This window comes from Burkholderia sp. BCC0397 (genome assembly GCF_902832865.1).
GTDB lineage: Bacteria > Pseudomonadota > Gammaproteobacteria > Burkholderiales > Burkholderiaceae > Burkholderia.
Genome location: NZ_CADFDL010000020.1, coordinates 1 through 22,763 on the forward strand (window position 1 = coordinate 1; position 22,763 = coordinate 22,763).

Consider the following 22,763-nt stretch of genomic DNA (forward strand, 5'->3'; position numbering starts at 1 on the left):
GTCGAACTGCTTCGTGATCACGTCGATCGGCAACCAGAAGAGCGACGCGCGCCTGTCGCGCATCACGCAGTTGCAGCGCAACTCGGGCGAATACCGCGCGGGCTCGAAGCAGCAGAAGGGCCAGCGGGTCGCGGCCGACTACTACATGGAGCCGCAGATCGTGATCAACGATTCGCCGATCGGCGGGATCGGCAGCATGATCGGCGGGTTGATCGGCAACAGCGCGGTGGCGGCGGTGGCGGGCCACCTGCAGACGAAGGCGTCGGTCGTGACGCTGACGCTGTTCGACGTGCGCTCGGCGGTGCAGATCGCGGCGTCGGAAGGCAGCTCGACGGCGACCAACTACGGCGCGGCGCTGGGCGGCTTCGGCGGCGGCGTGGGCGGCGCGCTCGCGGGCTTCTCGGCGACGCCGGAAGGCAAGGCGACGGTCGTCGCGTTCATCGACGCGTACAACAAGATGGTCGTCGCGCTGCGCAGCTACAAGGCGCAGGACGTGAAGGGTGGGCTGGGTCGCGGTGGCCAGCTCCAGGTCAACTGACGTCGCCGGGCCGGCGCGGGCCGCCGGCCGGTTGCTGCTTCCTGAGTCTTGATTCCTGATTCCTGATTCGTGATGGTCGGTGCGTGCGGCGTGATTCGCGCGTACGGGCTGCGTTCGTCCTGTTCGTTTGGAAGGTGATCCCGATGAGAGCCGCTGCACTGATTGCATTGACCTGCCTCGCGCTGACCGCTTGTGGCGGCGGTGACGACAACTCCTCGCCCGCAGCGTCCGGCGGTTCGGGCACGAGCAACAACGGCGGCAGCGGCGGCGGGACGGGTTCCGGCGGCAACGGCGGTGGGACGGGTTCCGGCGGCGACGGCGGTTCGAGTGGCTCGGGCGGCAGCACGCTGACCTGGCGCTACGAGGCGCAGCCTGTCGCGGCCGATCGCGCGAGCTTCCTGACGCTGGTCAACAACGAAGGCGCGAAAGGCTACCGCTATCTGGGCGACTACTTCTACAACGCGGGCAACGGCGGCACGCAGTCGATCTTCGTGAACGACGGTACCGCGCAGACCTACACGTACCAGTTGCAGACGGCGCCGGCCGACATGACGTCCTTCGTCAATGCGGCCAACGCGCAAGGCGCGAGCGGCTACCGCTACGAAGGGCCGCTCACGTACGGCGATCTCTACCGCAAGGATGGCGGTTCGTCCGCCACCTACACGTACACGACGACGGGCGTGCCGGCCGACGCGAACGCATTCCTCACGCAGGCGAACGGCCAGGGCCAGTCGGGCTACTGGTTCCTCGGCCCGATGGCGGTGGGGGCCGCGCAGGCGAACGTGTACATGAAGAACAACGCATCGAACGCGACCTATACGTACGACGCGCTGGCGCCGACGTCGACCGTCGGCGACTTCATCTCACAGGCCAACAGCGAAGGGGCGAAGGGTTATCGCGCGAAGGGCGGGATGGCATTCGGCACGGCGATCTCGTGGATCTACGTGAAGGACCAGACGCAGTCGCCGACTTTCTCGTACCAGTCGGCCGCGATCCAGTCGACCGGCGCGAGCTTCGTACAGCAGGCGAACACGTTCGGTGCGCAGGGCGCCGCGTATCTGAGCGATATCGCGCTTGGCGTGCCCTCGCCGGTGATGGCGTCGTTCTATTTCACGCCGAAGAACTGCACGGGCTTCCTGTGCACGACGCTGAATCCGCTCACGCAGAACTGAACGGGCGTTGCCGGCGCGGCGGCACGGGACAGGGTTTCGTGCCGGACGCGCCGTATCGAGTGCCTCAGGCGCGCTGCGTCTACCGTGGATGCGCCTTTTGCCGCCGGCTTGCCGGCGGTATTTCATTGGCGCGGCCGTCCGCCGCGAATCGACGACGCGACTTGTCCGATCGGATCGGTCCCGCTCCGCGATTTCGCGATGAAATTTCGTTCAAGTTCCAAATCATCTCTCAATCAAATAGGACGTGTACTAAAAAGTTAATGCACGACTGATTTTCGCAGTGTCGTTTGGCATGATCGGGACATCGCTATCCCGGATGTACCCATCGTGACGCCCGGTTCGGCAGGGAATCTGCCGCATGTCCGCACCCCCGGGCGCCGTCACGCCGAGCCATGTCATACAGCACACTTCAGTCCATTCGCCGCTACCAGAGCATCTCGATGTTCGGGGGCGGCATCGTCGTCACGATCCTGATCCTGATCGCCTGCGGGCTCGGGATCGCGTCGATCGTCTACGGCTATCTGGACGGCGAGCGGCGCAATTTCCTGAACGGTGTCGAGGAAACCGTCGACCAGGTGCAGGTGGCCCAGACGTCGTTCCGCAACGGCGTCACGAATACGCAACTGATCTGGCGCGAGCTCCGCGCGGCACCGGCGGACGTCACGAAGGCGTTCTTCGATAACGGCCAGCAGCTTGCGATCACCCCGTACCCGTCGCTCGTGGTCGGCGTGCCGGGCCAAACCGCGCAACGCGACGAGGTCGGGCGTTACCTTGCGCTGTCGTTCCTGCTGTCGCGCATCTGCGCGGCGAGTTCGATCAATCGCGGGCGTACGCTCGAGGGCTACCACTACAGCACGCGAACCGGGGTGTTCGGGCTGGTGCCGCACCTGTCGCGCGACAACCCCGCGCTCGCGTCGACCGACGCGCGAGCGCAGGTATTCGATGCGCTGCAGGTGGATTTCGACGGCCTGCCGCCCGCTCCGGACGACGGTCGGCCGAATGTCCGCTGGCTGCCGCCCTACCTCAATCCGGTCACGGGGCAGGTGCGCATCCGGATCGCCGCCGAGGCGCGAGCCGGCGGCCAGCCGTTCGCGGTGCTGGTCACCGAATACGCGCCCGAATACCTGCTGTCATGGCTGCCCGAGCGCCCGTCGGCCGGCACGTTCTTCATCACGTCCGCCGACAATCGGCTCATTACGATCGATCCTGATGTCGAGCGCACGAACGCGCTGACCGAGCGCCTGTTGAGCCTGGACATCGCACAGGGCGATCGGGCATCCGGCGAGCCGCTCTTTCGCGACGGCGCGATCGTGTTCCGCAGCAAGCTCGCCGCGACGGGCTGGACGATCGCGTATGCGCTGTCGTGGGCCGACGTGGCTGCCGGCATCGGCGTGCAGGCCGGCTCGCTGGCGGCGGCGACACTCGTCGCGATCGTCGTGATGTGGCTGCTGCTCGTGCGATTCCACCGGCGCGTGCTCGTGCCGGTCTACGCGCGCTCGGCGCGCGTGTTCGACAGCGAGGCGCTGTGTCGCAGCGTGATCGCGATGGCGCCGGTCGGCATCGGTCTCGTATCGCTGTCCGACCGGCGCGTGATGCTCGCGAGCGACGCGCTGACGCAAATGTTGCTGCCGCACGGCGTCGATCATCACGGGCTGTCCGCGCAGGTGCTCGACAAGTACGACGCGTTCGTCGCGGACGGCGGGGCCGGCCGGACGATGACGACCGAGCTCGTGCTGGATGCACACGGCGATGCGCCGCTGCATCTGGAGGTCATCGCGCACAGCGCGCGTTACCAGGGCGAGGCCGTGCTGATCGCGGCGTTCGCCGACACGAGCACGCAGCGCCGCCTCGTGCATCAGCTCGAGGAAGCGGTGCGCGCGGCCGATTCGGCGAATGCGGCCAAATCGTCGTTTCTTGCCGCGACGAGCCACGAGATCCGCACGCCGCTGAACGTGATCCTCGGCAATCTCGAACTGCTCGAACGCACGGCGCTCGATGCGTCGCAGCAGAACCGCGTGCAGACGCTGCGCGTGTCGGCCGAAGGGTTGCTCGCGATCGTCAGCGACATCCTCGATTTCTCGAAGATCGAAGCCGGTGCGATGTCGGTCGAGTCGATCGAGTTCGACGTGATTACGGTGATCGAGCGCGCGCTTGCCGCTTTCGCGCCCATTGCAAAGGCGAAAGGGTTGCCGCTGTTCGCCGATATCGACGCGAGCGGCGCACAGCGCATGCGCGGCGACCCGACGCGGCTCGCGCAGGTGGTCGGCAACCTGCTGAGCAACGCGATCAAGTTCACGAGTGAAGGGCGCATCGTCGCGCGCGTGGCGGTGGGGCGGAGCCCGCGCGGTGCGCCCGAGCTCGCGATCGGTATCGAGGATACGGGCATCGGGATCGATCGTGCGCAACAGGCCAAGCTGTTCAAGCCGTTCTCGCAGGTCGACGTGTCGATCACGCGGCGCTATGGCGGCACCGGGCTCGGGCTCGCGCTGTGCGACCGGCTGGTCGCGGCGATGGGCGGGGCGATTGCTGTCGAGAGCGCGCCGGGCGTCGGCAGCCTGTTCACCATTCGCCTGCCGTTGCGCATGGGCATTGCGCCGAAATGTCCGGTCGGCGCCGGTGCTGGCCAGACGCTGATCGTCGTGTCGCCGGAGGACGCGTGGCGCGCATTCGCGTTTCCGCATCTGCGTGCATGGGGTTTCGACGTCGCGATGCATCCGAGCCCGATCGGGATTGCCGCCGGGTGCCTCGCGCGTGCTCACGCGATCGTGCTCTTCGGCGATTCCGATCAATGGCGGCGCGAAGAGCTCGACAGCCTCGACGGCGGCACGCCGATCGTGCTGGCCACGCCGGACGGCCCGCTGCAGCCGGCCGTCGCGGGTCGCACGATTCGCGTGTCGAGCTATTCGCTGAACGGTTTGCGCATGGCGATCGCGCAGGCGCGGGTCGTCACGGCCGAATCGAGGCGCGAGCCGGATCGCGCCGCCCATGCCGGCCTGCCGGTGGTGCCGGTGTCCGGCACGCGTGTGCCACGCGTGCTGGTTGCCGACGATGCATCCGTGAACGGGTCGATCTTCCGCGAGCAGCTGGACGTGCTCGGCTGTACGGTTCGATGCGTGTCGTCCGGCGGCGCGGCGCTCGACATGCTCGCGACCCATGGGTGGGACGTGCTGCTGTTGGGCGCGGACCTGCCCGACATGTCGGCCCGCCAGTTGGCGGAAGCCGTCCATGCGCGCGCGCTGCCGTGCGACATGATCGTCGTGGCCTCGTATCTGGCGCCCGACGACGCCCGGCGTTATGCGGCATCGAACGTCGAATGCGTATTGACCAAACCCGTGACGCTCGCCGATCTGCGCCGTGCCCTGGTCCGCATTGCGCGGCGGCGCGGGATCGACTTTCCGGCCGGGGCGACGGACAAGCGGCCGGCAGTGACCGCACTGTCGGCGGTGGCGGCACACGGGCCGGGACGATAAGAAAAACGCGGCGCAGCGGCGGCGTAGACCGCCCGGCGTCAAACGGGGAAGGCAGACACGCCGCATCGCTGGGTGCCGCGTGATTTCGACTGAAGAAGGAAGGGTAAGGCCGTGCGCTATATGGGAAAGGTGTTCGGGCTGCTGCTTGGATTCGCGACGTTGCCGGAGAAATCCCGACGGGATTTTCTGACGAAGCTGAACGAGTTCATCATGATGTCGCCGTCGCAGAAGCGGCGCGCCATCGGTGAGTGGCAGCATGCCGCGGATGACGGTTCGAGCGAACCGGACAAGTCCGCGATCAAACGTTAGGGCAGCTCCGGCCGCCCGACGGGACGGGATGGATCGACGGCGTTGGGGGACGCCGTCGATCGGGTATGTGCGGGCGGCGTCCGTGGGCCGCCGAAGCTTCGTGCCGTCACGCGGTGTCCGGCGCGTCGGGCCGTGGCAGCTATCAGCGGCCACGGCCGATCGTACCGCCGCAGCCCGGAACCCGTCTATTATCTTAAAATTACGCTGCGCACCGCCCGGTTCGCTGAACGCCGCAACGCAAACCGTGTTGCGAGATCGATTCGAATCCCGGCGCGTCGCTCAACATGGCACGTCGGGCCGCGTGTATCGGGAGAAGAATAAAGATGGATGAATTTTTTGTGCGAGTGATGGTGGCGGACGATCATCCTTCGTCCGCGCTGGGGATGTCGCAGGCGCTCGCGGGCAGCAGCACGATCAAGCTGCTCGGCACCGTCTCGAATTCGACCGACCTGGTGGCGATGCTCGACGAGCAGCAGAGCGACGTGCTCGTCGTCGATTACGTGATGCCCGGCGGCAAGTACGGCGATGGCCTGTCGCTGCTGTCGTTCCTTCAGCGCCGCTATCCGGCGCTTCGCCTCGTGACGATCACGATGATCGACAACCCGAGCGTGCTGCTCGCGATTCAGAAGCAGGGCGTCGCGTGCATCCTGAGCAAGTCCGATGCGATTTCGCATCTGGTCGGCGCGGTGCATGCGGCCTTCGTCGGGGCGAATTATCTGTCGCCGTTCGTCAAGAAGCTGCTGGAGGACTGCCAGCCGTCGGCCGGCATGCGCTTGCTGACGGCCCGCGAGATCGAGGTCGTGCGCCTTTACGGGGCCGGCCTGACGGTCGGCGAAATCGCCGTCCAGCTTCACCGCAGCAAGCAGACGATCAGTTCGCAGAAGTCGAGCGCGATGAAGAAGCTCGGGATCATCCGCGATGCCGACCTGATTCGCTATGCGAGCGAGGGGCAGTTGCCCGATTTGCCCGCGGCCGATGCCTAACCGGGCACCCGGTGGCCGTACCCAGTGAACCGCATGGCGTATGACGCCATGCCGGCGCCGATACGACTTCGACGACACGTATGCCCACCAAACTGAAAACGCTGATCGCACACGCCACTGTCGGGGGCCGTAAACCGTTCGAGCCCGCGCGCGTTCGGCGCCAGCAGCAATGGTTGCTCTATGGCAGCGGCGTGGCGATCACCGTGTTCGTGCTGGTCTGCACGGCACTTGTCGCTCGACTCGACGTGCAGGAATCGGTTGTGCAGTACCGATCGGAGTTCCTGGTGCGCAAGGCCGACCTGCTGGCCGAGATGGAGGTGGTCAGGGCACTTCAGAACCGCTATGTCGAGAACCTCGAGATGATAGCGACGCGCGGCCCGGACGCATCGCCCGATACGCTCCGGCGGCTCGTCGACGATCGCGGCAGGCTGGTTGCGGTCGGCCAGGCCGGGAGGGTGGCGTTCGCAGCGTTCGCGGTCGCTTCATCGTCGCTGCCGGCGAGGGCCTACGCGCCGTTGCTCGGCAGGCTGCTGGCGCAGGGCGACGTCACCGGTATCATGCCGGCGCAACAGGTCGGCGATCCGGGCATGGGCGGGTACCTGATCGATCCCGACGGCAATTTCGTCGTCGTGACCGGCTATCCGCTGGTCAAGCAGGTGCTGGCGCTGCCTGCCGGCTTCGATATCAAGGCGTTGATACGGCAACTGCAGCCGCCTGCCGATTTCGTGTCGGCGGCGGCCGCGCCGGATTACCGGAAGATTCTGCTCGACCGGCGTGACGACCCGCTCGTCGGACGCTCGGTATTGCGGTTCGCGCAGGCGGTGCGCGATGCCCAGGGCAAGCCGATCGCATGGTTCGTTCTGGTCAGCCGGCCGGCGATCGACGATTTTCTCCATGCTTCGTCCGCCGGCAGCGATTATGCGCTGGTCAACCCCGACGCGCAGGTCCTGACCGGTCGCGACGTCGATCCCAGGCTGACTGCCCGTGCACTCGTTTATGCGCAGGTTGCTCATGGCGAACGAGCGGTGGCCCATCGCGTCGGTATGAACATCGTCATCGGCGACCCAATGCCCGGGTTCCGCGAGGTGCTGACCGCGACGATTTCATGGCGACGCTTGTTCGACGATGTGGCCGTCCGGCTGGGTATTGCAGTCGGCCTCGCGCTGCTCGCGATCGGAACGGTGTGGTTCGCGATCGTCCTGTTCGACCGGCGCGCGCTGCGCCCCGCCAACCGCCGCGCGATCCGGCTGATCGAAAGCGAGGCGTTGAACCGCACGCTGATCCGCACGGCGCCGGCCGGGCTCATGCTGCTGTCGCTCGCCAATGGCGACATGATGGTTCGCAACGAGGCCGCGCAGGCCTATGGCGGCGGTGGAGCGGAGCCGTCGCTCGGCAAGCGAATCTGGCAGGCCTACCGCGACAGCGCCGCGGGCGGTCGCGCGCCGCGCGTCGTGACGCACGAGTTGTCGGTCGAGCTCGCCGGCGGCGGCACGGCCTATCTTGCCGCCCATATCGTCCGTACCCGCTATCGCGGCGTCGATGTGCTGCTTTGCACGCTCACCGACATCACCGCGCGCAGGCAGATGGAGCACAAGCTGCGCGAGGCGCGCGAAGCCGCGGACGATGCGAACAAGGCCAAGTCGACGTTTCTCGCGACGATGAGCCACGAAATCCGCACGCCGCTGAACGCGATCGTCGGCAACCTCGAGCTGATGGAGCGTGCGCAGTTGCCGGCCGACGAGCAACGGCGGCTGCAGACGGTCATGTCGTCGTCCGATGCGTTGCTGCGCATGATCAACGACGTGCTCGACCTGTCGAAGGTCGAGTCCAACCAGATGGCGCTCGAAGCCATCCCGTTCGACCTGCGCGCGATGCTGCGCGACGTCGCGGCGGTCTTCCGCCCGCTCGCCGATGCGAAACAGCTCGCGCTCGAATGCCGGATCGCGCCGGGGCTGGCCAACGGCTACGTCGGCGATCCGACCCGCCTGCGCCAGATCGTGTCGAACCTCGTCAGCAACGCGATCAAGTTCACCGAGCACGGTCAAGTGACGATCGACGCGCGCCCGGCCGCTGCCCGCGGCAGTCCGCACGGTGTCGAGATCGCGGTGCGCGACACCGGGATCGGCATTCCTCCCGAAGCGCTGCCGACGCTCTTCGACGTGTATGTGCAGACCGATCCGTCGATCTACCGGCGATTCGGCGGCACCGGGCTGGGGCTGCCGCTCTGCGGACGTCTCGCGCGCTTGATGGGCGGCGCGCTGACGGTCGACAGCCGGGCGGGCGCGGGCACGGCGTTCGTCGCGGCGCTGCCGCTCGCGGACGCACCGTCCGGATGGCGCGCCGCGTGCGACGACGTGCCGGCCACGGCACCCGCGCTGCCGATGCATGCGGACGACGGCGCGCCGCTGCGCGTGCTGGTCGCGGAAGATCATCCGGCGAGCCGCGCGTTGTTGCGGGATCAGCTCGATGCGCTGCATTGCGACGCGACGCTGGTGTCGAACGGCGTCGAGGCGATGCGCGCGTTCTTCGCGCAGCCGTTCGATGTGGTGCTGACCGATCTCGGCATGCCGGAACTCGACGGGTTCGCGCTCGCCAACTTCCTGCGCGAGCAGGGCGCGAAGGTGCCGGTGATCGCGATGACCGCGCATGCGACCGACGAGGACCGGCGGCGCTGTGCGGACGTCGGCGCGGTGGAGGTGGTGCTCAAGCCGCTGTCGATCGCCGCGCTCGACGCGGCGTTGCGCCGGCACGGGATGCGCGGCGCGGCGAATCAACCGGAGCGGAGCGATCCCGACGATGGGCGGTCGCCGGCCATGACGGACGAGATGCGCGAGAAACTGACGCAAGCGACGCTGCACTCGCTGGCCGTGATCGACAGCGCGCTCGCGTCGGACGACGTCGCGTCCGTCAAGATCCAGCTGCACTCGATGCGCGGTGGGTTCGCGCTAGCGGGCGAGGTGGAGGCGCGGGACGCGTGCGCGGCGATGGAGGGCATCGTGAACGCCGGCGAGCGCGGCTCGATTGATGCACGCTGGCCCGGCTGTCGCGCGCGCATCGAACAGGCACTGGAGCGGCTGGCGCACCGCGACGCCTGACGGTCGTTCCCCGATACGGCGCACCGTCGAATGACGTGGGCCGGGGCGAGGGCTCCGGCCGTTATCCGCGTCAGGTTGCGGGCCTCGCGTCCCGCAACGCGTCGGCACTATCACGATGATATCGGTCGTCCGGCGTTGAAGCACAGCGCCGTCGCGGGTAGCTCGAACGGGCTGTCTGCCGCAGCTTTACTAGTACGAAACGCGTGTGTCCTATTTTCGGAAAAGTACTAAGTGAATGCGACTTTTCTGAGATGGACGGTTTGGCGATAAAGAATAATATGAATGTTGAGACGATGAATGACGCACGGATTTGAGGAGTGACAAAAGGCGACCGGTATTTGTGCCGAATTTATCCGTATTTGATATTTTAAAAACACTCGGATGAGTTTGCGTTTTATCAAAAACATGAGCGCTGACCCACTGCGCGCCTTCCCGGCCGTCGAGCCGATTGCCGCTCACCGAGAAAAAACTTCACTTGCGTCGTCGGGCTCCATCGGCCGATTAGCCAATGTCATCGTGTGGCGCTGATCGTTTTTTCGACGCATGACTGACGCCCCGCGTCACTTAAATGAAAAATAATTTAGAGAATCCGGGAATTTTAAGTTAGGAATCTGTAATTCGTACATTTACGATGGGTTTGGACTCTGCATCTAGATGTTGTCCTGTCGATCATCGAGAGTGGTCCTGAGAGAATTCCGTCCGTGGAATTTGACTTCCACGGATCGATGTCATTTTTCACTGACATCGGTTGATGGATTTTTCATTTAAGGGATAACTCGATGAATCTCAGCAAACTCGTTCTGGCACTCGGTGCAAGCGCAGCACTGTTCGGCCTCGCGCAAACGGCTCACGCCGACCCGGTCTCGAAAAAGATCACGCTGACCGCGCAAATCAACGATGGCATCTTCGTGTCGAAGCCGGACGGCTCGACGTGGTACACCACGGAAGAGCTCGAAGCCACCGACTACACGCAGTCGAAGTTCAAGAAGACGCTGCCGATCCGCGTGTGGACGAAGAGCGCGGACTTCAACATTTCGCTGGCCCAGCCGCTGAAGATGGCGAGCGGCAAGTACGAAATGAAGAGCCCCGCGATCACGCTGTCGAGCAACGGCGGTGATTCGGAAGTGAAGTTCGGCGCCCAGCAGAAAATCACGCAAACGGTCACCGGCAACGGCGGCTACGATGAAGTCCACAACCTGAAGATCAGCGTCGACGCCCCGACGCAGATCGGCACCAATAGCACGAACGGCAGCTACAGCGGCGACCTCGTGATGGTGTTCGAGCCGGTCGCGTCGTCGGGCGGCGGCGACGGCAAGTAAGCCTGCATCCACGCTGGAGCCCCGCCCCTGGGCGGGGTTCCTTGTTTCGTCCGTTTCGAGAGGCAAGCAAGCGCTCGCCGTTAAATCGCCACTTCAGATAAAAAAGCGTGTCTGCCGATCAAACTCCCTTCCGTCTCAACAAGCTGTGGCTCGGCGCATTCATTTTTGTTTCATCGAACTCGTTCGCAGAACTAAAGGTATCGTACGGCGTACCGGACGGCTTCAGTGCGGCGGAATTGGATGACAGTGCCAGCTATGTCGCGACCTTCAACGGAAGAACCCTGCCGGGGTTCGTCAGCTACTCCGTCGACCACAGCGCGCTCACGTTCGACGAGGCGAAATATCGAGAGAACGGCATTTCGGCGCAAGACGTCGAGACGCTGACGCGCATCGTTGCGCAACTGGATTACAAGCGCTGCAGCAACGGTTGCGATACCGAAATCGATGGTTATCACGTGACCGTCGACAAGCTGAAGCGGTCGATATCCATCCGCGATTCCCGCGAAGACTACATTGCTCCGCAGACGGAGCTGGGTATCGTCAACAACCAGGCGCTGGATTTGCGCGCGGCGTCCGACGGCTATCGCGCCGTGAACGTCAACGGCAACACCTGGGTCGGGTTGCCGTCGCAGAGTTTCGGCTACATGAGCTGGTATGCGAACGATACGCGGTCCCGCCAGTACAACGGCGGTACGCGCGGCATCTCGTCGTACTACCTGCAGAAGAATTTCGCGAACACGTATGTGCGGATGGGCAAGCAGAATAGCATCGACTATTCGTCGGGCACCGTCAGCACCTTGCTCACGCCGAGTTTCGACCAGTTCGTGACGGTCGGCAGCCAGTCGCACCTGAAGGTCGACAGCAATACGGGTTCGTTGATCCTGTATGCGACCTCGGACGGCAACTACGAGTTCTACCGGAACGGCCGGCTGGTCACGAAGCGGCCGGCCGCGATCGGCCGCAACGAGATCAGCTTCGCGGATCTCCCGGGCGGCTACTACACGATGGAGGTACGCCTCGTCGACCGGAACGGCAATATCGTGAGCCGCGAAACGCGCGAGATCAACAACCTCAATTTCGCGGCGGCAAGCGGCAATGCGTGGCATTTCACGGCCGGCAAGGACATGTACGACAGCGGCGGCTATCTGATCGAAGCCGCGCTGAGCCGCAACCTGAAGCAGTTCTATCTGAATGCGTCGACGCTCGTCGGGCGCGGCGGAAAGTGGGCCGCCGAGGTCAACGTCACGCGGCCGTCGCAGATCGCCGGTGTCGATCTCACGCCCACGCTGGGCATTCTGAGCGGCGAACGGGGGGCCGGGGGCTACGTGAACCTGGGCCTGACGCACGAGACGTTCGGCTCGCTGTCGGTCAGCCGCTATCAGAACACGAACGTCTCGCGTTTCTATCGCGGGCAGCCAAGCACGGCCGCTTCGTACAGCCGAAACATTCGCAAGGCGATCTTCAACTACAACTTCCAGCAGTCGAATTTCGGTCATTCCCACCAGGCCGAGGTGCGCTGGAACTATCGCCCCAACGGGCTGTGGGCGACGTTCGCGCTGGGGGTGCAGCAGGGCGGCTTCCAGCGCAGCGGCAACGGCTACGGCGTGTATTTCAACATGACGATGACGCTCGACAAGGTGCAGGGCAGCTTCGCCGCCGCGCACTCGGGCGGGCGGACCCAGTTGAGCGCCGACGTTCGGAAGGATTTCGCCGACGGCTTCGGCACGTCGACGATCGGCATGAACGCGAACCGGATCGGCAACGACTACAGCCTCAACGCGTATGGCAGCCGCTCCGGGTCGCGCGGTGATGCATCGCTGAACCTCGGCCATTCGAGCATCGCGAGCAACATCGACTTCAACTACCGCGGCATGGCGGCTGCCAGCAAGCACGGGATCGCATTCGGGCGCTACAGCCCGAGCGGCAGCGCGATGTTGCTGAAGACACCCGCTATCGACGGCACGCCTTACGGCTTCAACGTCGAGGGCAGTCCGGTCGCGGGCGGCAGCACATATGCGGTGCCGTTGAACGCGTATACCGATGTGTCGTTCGCGCGCGTATCGAGCAGCAGCCGCGATCTCGACATGAACATCGAGGTGCCTGCGAACATCGTTCGCGCCCATCCGGGGCAGGTGTACTCGGCCAAGGCACGCGTCGACATCAGCATGATCTACAGCGGTTTCCTGACGGATGAGCAAGGGAAGCCGATCAACGGAACGGTCGTCGAAACTGGCGATACGGTCCACCGGAACGGATTGTTCTCGATCGTGAGCAAGAAGATGCTTTCTTTGATCACGGTCGAGCAGGACGGTCAGCGCTATAGCTGCGATTTGAAGAATCCGAACGGAAGCTACTACCGCTGCAATTGACGCGTCCGATTATTGGAAGGAAGACGGAATGAAAGTGAAATGCCGAATCGGGGTGGCCGCGCTATGCGGCTTGTTGTCCGGAGCGGGGCAGCTCGCTCATGCGGAGGGCGAATTGATGGTGATGCCGGCCACGACCAAGGTGTTCAATGCCCATGAGCAGAAAGTGTCCGTGAGGAACATGGGCGACGCGCCGCTGTATCTCAACATCGGGGTGCAGAAGGTCGTCAACCCCGGCGTGATGCCCGAAAAGAAGGTGGATCTCGGGGATCTCGACCATCCCGGCATGCTCGCCAGCCCCGACAAGCTGACGCTCGGGCCGGGGCAGACGCGGGCGATCGTCCTGAAATCGCTGGCCGAGCCGGATGCCGAAGAAGTCTATCGGCTCTATATCGTGCCCGTCAGGTCGCTGAAGGTCGACGATGCGCCGCAGGACCGGATCACGGCACCGATGTCGGTGGCGATCGGCTATGGCGTGCTGGTTCGACACATGCCGCCGCCAGGCAAGCAGCGTTCCGGCTGGACGCATCGTTGCGACGGTGGCGGGGTGACGCTCGAGAATACCGGGAACGTTCGACAGGTCTTCACTGATGTCGTTTACGACAAGGCGAAGGCGGCGCAGACGGTAGCCGTGTTTCCGGGCACGCCGCAGCACTTTGCTACCCGATACATGACATTCCAGGTCGACGATAAACCGGTCACGGTGGATTGCCAGCAATGACACCCGCGCGGAAATGGGCGCTGGGCATGCTGGCCGTGCTGTGCAGTGCGCACGGCATGGCGGCCGGTGTGCTGAAACTGTCCCGCACGGAGGTGACGCTCGCGCCGGGCCAGCCGCCGAACGAGCTGTGGGTCGAGAACGTCGGCGATACGCCGCTCTATCTCGACGTGACGCAGCAGTGGGTCGCCAACCCGGGGCAAACGCCCGAACGTCTCGTGCCGGTCGAGGAGATGGATCGCCCGACCTTGCTGGCACAGCCGACCCGTCTCGCGTTGGCGCCCGGGCAGAAATACAGGGTCGCGCTGAAGGAGCTCGTTGTGCCGCTTGAGGCGAGGGTCTGGCGGCTGACGTTCAGGCCAAGGGAGCGCATCGCTGTCGATGCCGGCGATGCGCAACGCCCGGCAGCACCGCTGTTCATCAGTGTGGGGTATGGCGTCGTCATTTATCAGCTTGCGCGCACGAAGCGCTAGCCCATGACGACGAGGCGCGTCAATGCGCGATACGTTTCGACAACAGGTGCAGAAATATGGGTGTTAAGAGAACGTCCTTGGAATGGTGGAAAAAAATCTTCCTGATGATGATTCTTTCCGTCAGTGCAAACGGCGCGTTTGCAGCGGGTCTTGTGCTTGACCATATGAGTGATGGATACAAAGGATGTTCGTGGCGAGACAACGGAGACGGGACCAGCACGCTCAACCTCACGATCTACTACAAGGAAGTCGCAGGTCACACAGGGGGCTACAGCTTCAATTCCCGTGCGGTAATGTTCTATACCTATAATTTTAAAGGTCAGATGCAGTCAAGCTCTCTCGCGGCGAAGTCTGTTTCAATGAATGGCGCAAGCTATGGCGAGTATTGGAGTGGGAATTTTACGCTTTATAACGGAGGCCGGGGGGGGGCAGATGTGAACCCCAAGTGGAAAGTAACCACGCCTTATACAGCCGACGTCGAGATCGTGATCGATAACAAAACCGTCAAGGATTGGCCCGCCGTTTCCGTTCGGGCGGCTAACTTCACGAGTGTCGACGACGTTGCCGAAATCAATGGAGGTGCCTATATTGCGCGAGATGGCGAGCACGGAAGTTGCAAGACGGTAGATCCGGAGAAGCCGCCGCCGCCGCCCATTGTGATAAGCATGACGGCGCCGGACTGGAACCTCGGAGAGCTTCCCGAAGGTGAAGGGAAAAAGACGCTTTCAGGTATCGAGAATCAGCTTTGCTTCACTTATTCCGGTTCCAATGTAAGCGACCTGCAATTTGTTATCAAGGCGAGCAACGCCAACGGCATCGCCGGTAATCGCTATCGGCTCAAAAGCGTCGACGATGCATCACAGCTCGTGCCGTACAGCATGACGTTGAACAGCGGAGTGTCATCCCTCTTTCTACCGAATTCCGACGGTACGGCGTTGTCCTTGAGCAGTTCCGGCAGAACTTGTTTCGTTCCGACGTTCAAGACGAGTGTCGGCGCAGGGCTGAAGGAAGGGACCTACAACGATGTTCTCATCTTTACGGTCACTACGAAATCATAGGGTATGACATGGGAAAGATGATCTTGGGTTGCATGTATGCCGCATTGATGTGCATGTCGGCGACAGTGGCTGCGCAGTCGGTCGCACCATCGGTGACGCTGATCGGCAAGACCACCAGCAAGGTGACCGCCCGCATCGTCAAGCCGAACAAATTGATCGTCACCGACGACAAGGACGGCTGGTTCGACAAGGGGCTGGAGATGCAGCAACTCGGTGGCTGGGATACCCCGTACGATATACAGGCGCGCCTGAAAGTCGTATCGACCAGCGGGGTGTTCCAGGTGCGCCTCGATACGCCGCTGACGATCAGGCATCAGTCGAAACCGACGCTGGTGTTTCGGACACCGACCGTCAAACTGGGCGCCGATGGGGGCGTGCCGAAGCCGCTCATGGTCGGGCAGGGCGCGGAATTCCAGAATCCGGCGCCGCCGCAGGCAGGCGCCGACTCGGTCGGGTATTACACGCTCGACGTGTCCGCGTATCCGCCCGCGGGCGATTTCAAAAGCACCGTCGGAACGTACACCGGCGTGTTGTCGATGACGTTCGAGCCGGTGGTCAGGGCACCCTGACGCTTGATCCCTCGTCGGTTTGCCCGCTTTGCGTGAGCAGTCGGCCGGGCGGGCAAACCGGGCGTCACTTGCCGCGCAGGCCATCGACATGAATCCTTACGCATCTATCTTTTCCCGTGCCGCTTTCGCGCTCATGCTGGCGATCCCGGTATCGGCATCGGCCGTCATCGACATGCTTCCGAAGGAAGCGACGGTGGAGCAAAAAAGCGAGCCGATCACGCTCGTCAACAACGGCGATCACGCCGAGTACGTGACCATTTCGCTGTCACGCCTGTTGAATCCCGGTGTGCCGCTGGACGAAGAGCGCCTCGAGCCGGTCGGGGACGAGACGAAGCCGTCGCTCTATGTCTATCCGTTTCGGGTGAGTCTTGCCGCCGGGCAGACGAAAATCATCACGCTCAAGCCGCTTCGTGCTGTCGACACGGAAACGGTTTACCGCCTCGACGTGCAGCCGGTGATCAAGCTGCTTGGCAGCGAACGCAGGAATACGTCGGCCAATGTCGTCGTCAGCCTCGGGTTCAGCGGCCTCGTCCGTCAACTGCCTCCGAAAGTTCGCGAGGGGCTCGACGTCGTGTGCGACGCGTCCGGCGCTCGACTGACGGCAACCGGGACTGTCCGCTATCGCGTGGAGGGCGCGCAAGCAGACGGCCATGCGATCGATGCGTTCAATGTCTATCCCGGCATGCCATTGCCCCTGACGGGGCGGGTCGTGGAAATTCCCGGGCATCCTGCCTGTCGCGCAACCGTCGAGAAATAGCACTGCTTCGAAACAGGTATGTGCTTGCGTCGTGGTGATACGAGCACCACGTGAGTCGACGGATCCGTGACGCTCGACGCGTCGAACCGAAAAATGCTCGGTTGGCCGCCTTTTGCGGTCACGCCTTGGCGTGACCGCAAGGGCTGAATGTTCCGATTCTTTCGCTGCTGCCGGGCTTTTCCGGCCGTGTTCACGTTCGGCCGGCCAGGCGGGCTGGTCGCTCCCGGTTCGACCGCCGCACGTTGCGATACCTCATCGCGACGACTCACCGCTCCCGCGCGTTGCTTTGCGGTGTTGCCTGCAGGCTTCCCGATGAATCGAAACAGGCCGCCGACCGGTGAACCCGCTTGATCGCGCACTGATTCAGGCGATGCGCTTGCCCTCATGCGCATTCGTTTTTGTTGATCGTGAAATTCGGATTTTTCTTAAAAAAGGTTAAATGCGAGCGTGGCGATTTTATCCAGACATGTACGTACTCGTTTATTGAGCGACCGATGCATTGACGCCCTCAGCATGCTCCTGCGGCAAGGCTGAGGCTCATGTGGCAAGGGATGCGGGGCGAAGGCCGAGAAATGTGAAATCCATTTTGTATTTACGAGGGCGGCGTCCGAAATCAAAATTCGTACTCGTACTAATACATTTTCGTTCAATGTCGTTCTCGAACTAAATACAAAAATTTCGCCAATTGGCATCATTCGTCCTGCTCTGTAAGGAGTTATTCAATTACGTCTCATCTGGAGAACATCGTGGCACTCAACAAGAAAATTCTGGCACTCGCAGCAGTCGCAGGCACGTTCGTAGCAGGTTCGGCAATGGCTGCCGACGGTACGATCAACTTCACCGGCAACATTACCGCGGCATCGTGTTCGATCACGGGCGGCGCAGGCACGACCGTGACCGGCGAGAAGGGCAAGCAGGACATCGCGGTCAATCTCGGCACGGTCAGCGCGGATTCGATCGGCGGCACCGCGGGTCATGGCATCGCCGGCGGTACGGCGATCAGCCTGAACCTCGACTGCGGCAACACCGCAACCGACCTGACGCTCGTCAAGATGAAGTTCGACCCGCTGGCCGGCTCGGGCATCGACGGCAAGAACAACAAGCTGCTGAAGATCTCGGGTTCGGCAACGGGCGTCGGTATCGGTCTGTACAACGACGACAACACGTTGCTGAACCTGGCGGCGAACGAGACGATCAACGGCTCGCTGGTGAAGGGCGGCACGGCAGAAGCGCCGACTTACACCGCGTCGCTGAACATGCGCGCCGGTTACGTCGCCAACGGCGAAAAGATCGCCGCCGGTAACGCCAACGGCACGCTGCCGTTCACGCTGTCGTACGAGTAAGTCTCCGTCAATCGAGCGGCGAAATGGCACGTCGTGCCATTTCGCCGCCGCCTCCAGATTCAAATCCGCCATGAAGAAAAAGCTCATTGCCGGGCTGGTCGCGGCCGGCTCGATGTTGTTCCTGTCCCTTTCGTCGCATGCCGGCATTTCGTTGTCCGGCACGCGCGTGATCTATCCGGCGAAGAGCAAGGAGGCATCGCTCATCGTCAAGAATCAGTCGAAGGACGACGTGATGATCCAGTCATGGATCGAATTGCCGGACGGCACGAAGGGCGACCTGCCCTTTGCGATTACACCGTCGCTGAGTCTGCTTGGCGGCGACAAGCAGCAGGTGCTGCGAATTTTTTACGCGGGCGAAGGGCTCGCGGCCGATCGTGAATCGGTGTTCTGGCTGAGCGTGCAGGAAATTCCGCAAAAGCCGAAGGAAGACAACTCGCTGCAGATCGCGGTCCGGCAGCGGATCAAGATGTTTTATCGGCCGGCCGATCTGGCCGATAAACCCGAAGATGCGCCGGGTCGATTGAAGTGGCACTGGAGCGACGCGGACGGCAAGCCGGCGCTGGAAGTCGCCAACGACACGCCGTATTTCGTATCGCTCGGTCACGCGAATCTCAAGGCCGGTGCGAATACTTATCCGGTCGTCACCGAGATGATCGCGCCGAAATCGTCGAAGCGCCTGGCAATCAAGGAATTCTCCGGAAAATCGATGCCGGCAAGCGCCAAGGTCGAATTCAGCTCGATCAACGACTTTGGTGCAACGGTCGATACGCAATCCGACGTGACGAAATAACGGAGCCGTTGGGCGAGCCGGCCAGCAGGATCAAATCTAAGAAATACGTTGTACTGATTAAAACAAGCATAAAGGGCGCGCAGTCACGATATGAAAACCACTGTCAAGAAAATCGTAGAAGCTTGCCAGCGCGCGTCCTATTTGATGGCGCTTGGCGCCGCCGTTGCGCCCATCGGCGCGCAAGCGGCAGAATTCAACGAGATGTTCCTCAAGAAAGGGGACGGTCCTGTCGAGCTTTCGTATTTCGAGCGAGGCAGCGCGGTTGCACCGGGCACCTACGATGTCGACGTGTCGCTGAACCAGCAGCGTACGAAGCGCGAGCCGATCCAGTTCAAGTCCGGCGCAGCGGGCGACGTCCGGCCCGTCATCACCTATGGTTTGCTGAAAACGCTCGGTGTGGACGTGAAGCGTCTCGAACGGGAGCATAAGCTGGAGCCGGGGCTGGCCGACGACGCGCCGCTCGACCTGGCTGCGCTGGTGGACGGCGCATCGACGAGTTTCGACGTCGGGACGCTGACGCTCGACGTCACCGTGCCGCAGATTTACGCGCCGGTACAAACGCGCGGCTACGTCGATCCGTCGATGTGGGACGAAGGCATTACCGCCGCCTATTCGAATTACCAGGCGAACTTCAGTCACGATACGGATTCCGGTTATCGCAGCGACTACGCCTACCTCGGGTTGCGCAACGGCCTGAACATCGGCGCGTGGCGGCTGCGCAATGAATCCGCGCTGTCATGGCGACGCGGCAGCCCGTCGGATATTTCGGCGAACCGTAGTTATGTGGAGCGCGACCTGCAGCGCATCAAGGGGCGGCTTTCCGCGGGCGAAGTGTATTCATCCGGCGAGATTTTCGACAGCGTGCGTTTTCTGGGTGTGCAGGTCAGCTCCGATACGGGGATGCTGCCGGACAACGAGGTCGGCTATGCGCCGGTCGTGCGCGGTATCGCGCAGAGCAATGCGGTGGTCGAGGTCCGGCAGAACGGCTACGTGATCTATTCGACGTCCGTGACGCCGGGCGCGTTCGAGTTCCGGGACATTTACCCGAGCGGTTCGAACGGCGACCTCGAGATCCGGATCATCGAATCCGACGGCAGCGTGCGCACGTACCGGCAATCGTATTCGTATCTGCCGGTGATGATTCGTCGCGGCACGATGCGTTATGCATTCTCGGCCGGCCAGTATCGCGGCTACAGTCAGTCGCGGCCGAAGTTCGCGCAGGGCACGCTGATCTATGGCGTGTCCGACAACCTGACCGGCTACGGCGGTTTCATCGGCTCCGACCGCTACGCGGCGATTGCGCTCGGGGTCGGCTATAACTCGCGGCTGGGCGGCGTGTCGTTCGACATCACGCACAGCCAGTCGAACGTGACCGGCCGCAAGGCCAGCGGGCAAAGCTTCCGCTTCCTCTATTCGAAGACGCTGGCGGCGACCGAGACGACCTTCACGATGGTCGGTTACCGCTATTCGACGGACGGCTATCGCACGTTCAGCCAGCACGTCGACGATCTCGATCGCCAGTGGGGCGCCGGATATCGCCGTCAGAAGAGTCGCGTCGACCTGAACGTCAATCAGTCGCTGGGCACGAGCGGGTCGCTGTATGCGAGCATCGGCGATACGAGCTACTGGAACCAGGGTGGCTCCAGCCGCAACATCCAGATCGGCTACAGCGGCGCGCTGAAGAATCTCAGCTACAGCATCGCGGCGGCGCACACGCGGGAATCGGGGCCATTCGGCCGGTCCGACACGCAGTTCACCGCATCGATCAGCATCCCGATCGGCGGCGGCACCCGCTCGCATCGGATGTTCGCGAACACGGTGGCGTCGACCAGCGGCGACGTGAGTTCCCAGGTGGGCGTGAACGGCTTCCTGAACGACGCGAACACGGTCAACTATTCGGTGCAGGGCGACTACCGCAAACGTGCGGGTGGATCGGGCGGGGTCGGCCTCGGCTGGGATACGCCGCTCGCCAAGCTGACGACGAACTACACGCAGTCCGGCCATGGCAAGCACGTGGACGTCGGGGCCGCGGGTTCCATTGTCGCGCACCGCGGCGGCATCACGCTGGGCCAGACGGTCGGCGAGACGTTCGCGATCGCCGAAGTGCCCGGCGTGCGTGGCGCGCGCTTCTCGTCGTCGACGAGCATCAGCACCGATCGCAACGGCTACGCGATCCTGCCGTATGCGCAGCCGTATCGCTACAACTGGCTGAACATCGATACCGAAAGCCTCGGTTTCGATACCGACCTGACCGACAACGCGAAATCGGTGGTCCCGACGCGCGGTGCGATCGTGAAGGCGAAGTTCGCGGCCGAAACGGGCCGCCGAATCCAGTTCGACATCAAGACGTCGGACGGCGGCAACGTGCCGTTCGGCGCGACCGCGTACGACGAAAGCGGCAAGGTGCTCGGCATGGTCGACGATGCGTCGCGCGTGCTGGTGTTCGGCATCGAGGACCACGGGCGCCTGTCGATTCGCTGGAGCGAGGGTTCGTGCGACGGCGGCTATGCATTGCCGGAGCGGAAGAAGTCGGTTGCATACGAGCGCGTCGCGATGACTTGCAAGATGGCAGGGCGGTGATTCGGTTGAAAACGCATGCTTCGATGGCGAAGCGGCTTTGCATCGGTCAATCAGCCCGACGCGCTGGCAGATAGCGCATTGAACATCGATTTCGATGTTTCTTCAGTGGATAAAGCACTCATGAAAAATTTCGTACCTTTGCTCCGGCATATCGGCGTCGGAATGTTGCTTGCGATGGGTTTGCACGGCACGGCCCAGGCGATCTGCAAATGGAGCAGCCCAAACGGGGCCCATAACACATCGTATACGGTGATGCCGAACCGAAGCATTACGTTGAAGCGAGTGCCCATCGGTCAGAAGATGGGTTATATGCAACTCGATCCCAGTTTACTGCCGGGAGACAAATACTACATATGCGATAACGACTTTGTGAACTACCGGCTGGATACGTCGAATCTTTCGCCGTCCGGCTATCCCAACGTATGGAAAACGAGTATCCCCGGTATCGGCGTCGCATTGTCGATGCAGCGATACAGCAGTGCTCCGGTCGAGAATCTTCCCTTCAGCTTTCAAAGCGGTCCCAATTCAGAACATACTACCTTCCCTAACATTGGCCTCGCTTTTTTTCGTATCGGCGTGGGTGTCGTTTCCGGAGAACAGGAAATCTCGTTCAAGGCGTTGCTCGATGCTCCCGGTTTGCCTAAGGTCGCTTTGAACGTCGGACCCGCACGCGTCAATATCGTGAACGACGTGTACTTCGAAAGTTGTTCGGCAGCGGACAAGGCCGTCACGGTTCAGATGGGGCAAGAGCAGATCGAGCGCATCAAGCGAGGGACGGCCACCGAGCATCCGTTCGGTTTCGATGTGCGCTGTCTCGGCCTCAAGCCGAATGCGGCGGGCGGTTCCGTTCGAGTCTACTTCGAAGGCAACGCGGTGTCCGACGGCCTGTTGCGCCTGTCCAGCACCGGTACGAACGCCGCTACCGGAATGGGCATCGCGCTGGTCAGCGACAGCGGCGTCAAGTTGCCGTTCAGCAAGGCCCGTGCGCTGCCGTTGAAATGGAACCGGTCCGAGCCGGACGGCGAGATGTATCGTTTCTCAGGTACCGCGAAATATGCGCCGACGAGCGGCACGATCAAGCCGGGGGAGGCCGACGCCGTGATGAACTTCGTGATCGAATACAACTGACGGCGAATGGGGAGTGAGCTTGCTTCTTTGAAAGTCAGAAACGCCGGCGGACCGTGACCTTGCTCCGGGACGCTGGACGGAAGAGAAACGATGGC

General features: G+C 62.9%; 16 protein-coding genes and 1 pseudogene. All 17 read left to right on the forward strand.

Annotated features, from left to right (window positions below):
• A pseudogene (locus tag HWX03_RS34535) lies at positions 1-538 on the forward strand (hypothetical protein); the annotation flags it as partial.
• 143 nt (positions 539-681) lie between these two features.
• Complete coding sequence (locus HWX03_RS34540) at positions 682-1,710, forward strand: hypothetical protein (RefSeq protein WP_175874374.1); 1,029 nt, start codon at positions 682-684, stop codon at positions 1,708-1,710.
• Positions 1,711-2,102: 392 nt separating this feature from the next.
• The gene (locus HWX03_RS34545; RefSeq protein ID WP_175874375.1) at positions 2,103-5,180 is read left to right on the forward strand and encodes an ATP-binding protein; all 3,078 of its coding nucleotides are present in this window, start codon (positions 2,103-2,105) and stop codon (positions 5,178-5,180) included.
• A 120-nt stretch (positions 5,181-5,300) separates the two neighbouring features.
• Positions 5,301-5,489: a hypothetical protein gene (locus HWX03_RS34550; RefSeq protein WP_175818734.1), complete on the forward strand. Its 189-nt coding sequence runs from the start codon at positions 5,301-5,303 to the stop codon at positions 5,487-5,489.
• A 323-nt stretch (positions 5,490-5,812) separates the two neighbouring features.
• The gene (locus tag HWX03_RS34555; RefSeq protein ID WP_175818735.1) at positions 5,813-6,472 is read left to right on the forward strand and encodes a response regulator; all 660 of its coding nucleotides are present in this window, start codon (positions 5,813-5,815) and stop codon (positions 6,470-6,472) included.
• Between the two features lie 80 nt (positions 6,473-6,552).
• Entirely contained in the window at positions 6,553-9,567 is a 3,015-nt protein-coding gene (locus tag HWX03_RS34560; protein ID WP_175874376.1) for a hybrid sensor histidine kinase/response regulator, read from the forward strand.
• A 779-nt stretch (positions 9,568-10,346) separates the two neighbouring features.
• The gene (locus tag HWX03_RS34565) at positions 10,347-10,886 is read left to right on the forward strand and encodes a CS1 type fimbrial major subunit (protein WP_175874377.1); all 540 of its coding nucleotides are present in this window, start codon (positions 10,347-10,349) and stop codon (positions 10,884-10,886) included.
• Positions 10,887-10,993: 107 nt separating this feature from the next.
• A complete protein-coding gene (locus HWX03_RS34570; protein WP_175874378.1) occupies positions 10,994-13,255 on the forward strand; it encodes a TcfC E-set like domain-containing protein in 2,262 nt (753 codons plus the stop codon).
• 28 nt (positions 13,256-13,283) lie between these two features.
• Positions 13,284-13,973, forward strand: coding sequence for a pilus assembly protein (locus HWX03_RS34575; RefSeq protein ID WP_175874379.1), 690 nt, complete (start codon positions 13,284-13,286; stop codon positions 13,971-13,973).
• A 26-nt stretch (positions 13,974-13,999) separates the two neighbouring features.
• Positions 14,000-14,443: a hypothetical protein gene (locus tag HWX03_RS34580; protein ID WP_347879549.1), complete on the forward strand. Its 444-nt coding sequence runs from the start codon at positions 14,000-14,002 to the stop codon at positions 14,441-14,443.
• A 77-nt stretch (positions 14,444-14,520) separates the two neighbouring features.
• Entirely contained in the window at positions 14,521-15,501 is a 981-nt protein-coding gene (locus HWX03_RS34585) for a hypothetical protein (protein ID WP_175874381.1), read from the forward strand.
• A gap of 8 nt (positions 15,502-15,509) precedes the next feature.
• Entirely contained in the window at positions 15,510-16,070 is a 561-nt protein-coding gene (locus HWX03_RS34590; RefSeq protein WP_175874382.1) for a hypothetical protein, read from the forward strand.
• A gap of 88 nt (positions 16,071-16,158) precedes the next feature.
• Positions 16,159-16,827, forward strand: a complete 669-nt coding sequence (locus HWX03_RS34595) for a hypothetical protein (protein WP_175874383.1) — start codon at positions 16,159-16,161, stop codon at positions 16,825-16,827.
• A gap of 812 nt (positions 16,828-17,639) precedes the next feature.
• On the forward strand, positions 17,640-18,170 hold the full coding sequence (locus HWX03_RS34600) for a fimbrial protein (RefSeq protein WP_175874384.1): 531 nt from the start codon (positions 17,640-17,642) through the stop codon (positions 18,168-18,170).
• Positions 18,171-18,240: 70 nt separating this feature from the next.
• Positions 18,241-18,960, forward strand: a complete 720-nt coding sequence (locus tag HWX03_RS34605) for a fimbria/pilus periplasmic chaperone (RefSeq protein WP_175874385.1) — start codon at positions 18,241-18,243, stop codon at positions 18,958-18,960.
• 201 nt (positions 18,961-19,161) lie between these two features.
• On the forward strand, positions 19,162-21,540 hold the full coding sequence (locus tag HWX03_RS34610) for a fimbria/pilus outer membrane usher protein (RefSeq protein WP_244132850.1): 2,379 nt from the start codon (positions 19,162-19,164) through the stop codon (positions 21,538-21,540).
• A 15-nt stretch (positions 21,541-21,555) separates the two neighbouring features.
• Entirely contained in the window at positions 21,556-22,668 is a 1,113-nt protein-coding gene (locus HWX03_RS34615; RefSeq protein WP_175874386.1) for a fimbrial protein, read from the forward strand.
• The last annotated feature ends 95 nt before the right edge of the window (positions 22,669-22,763 follow it).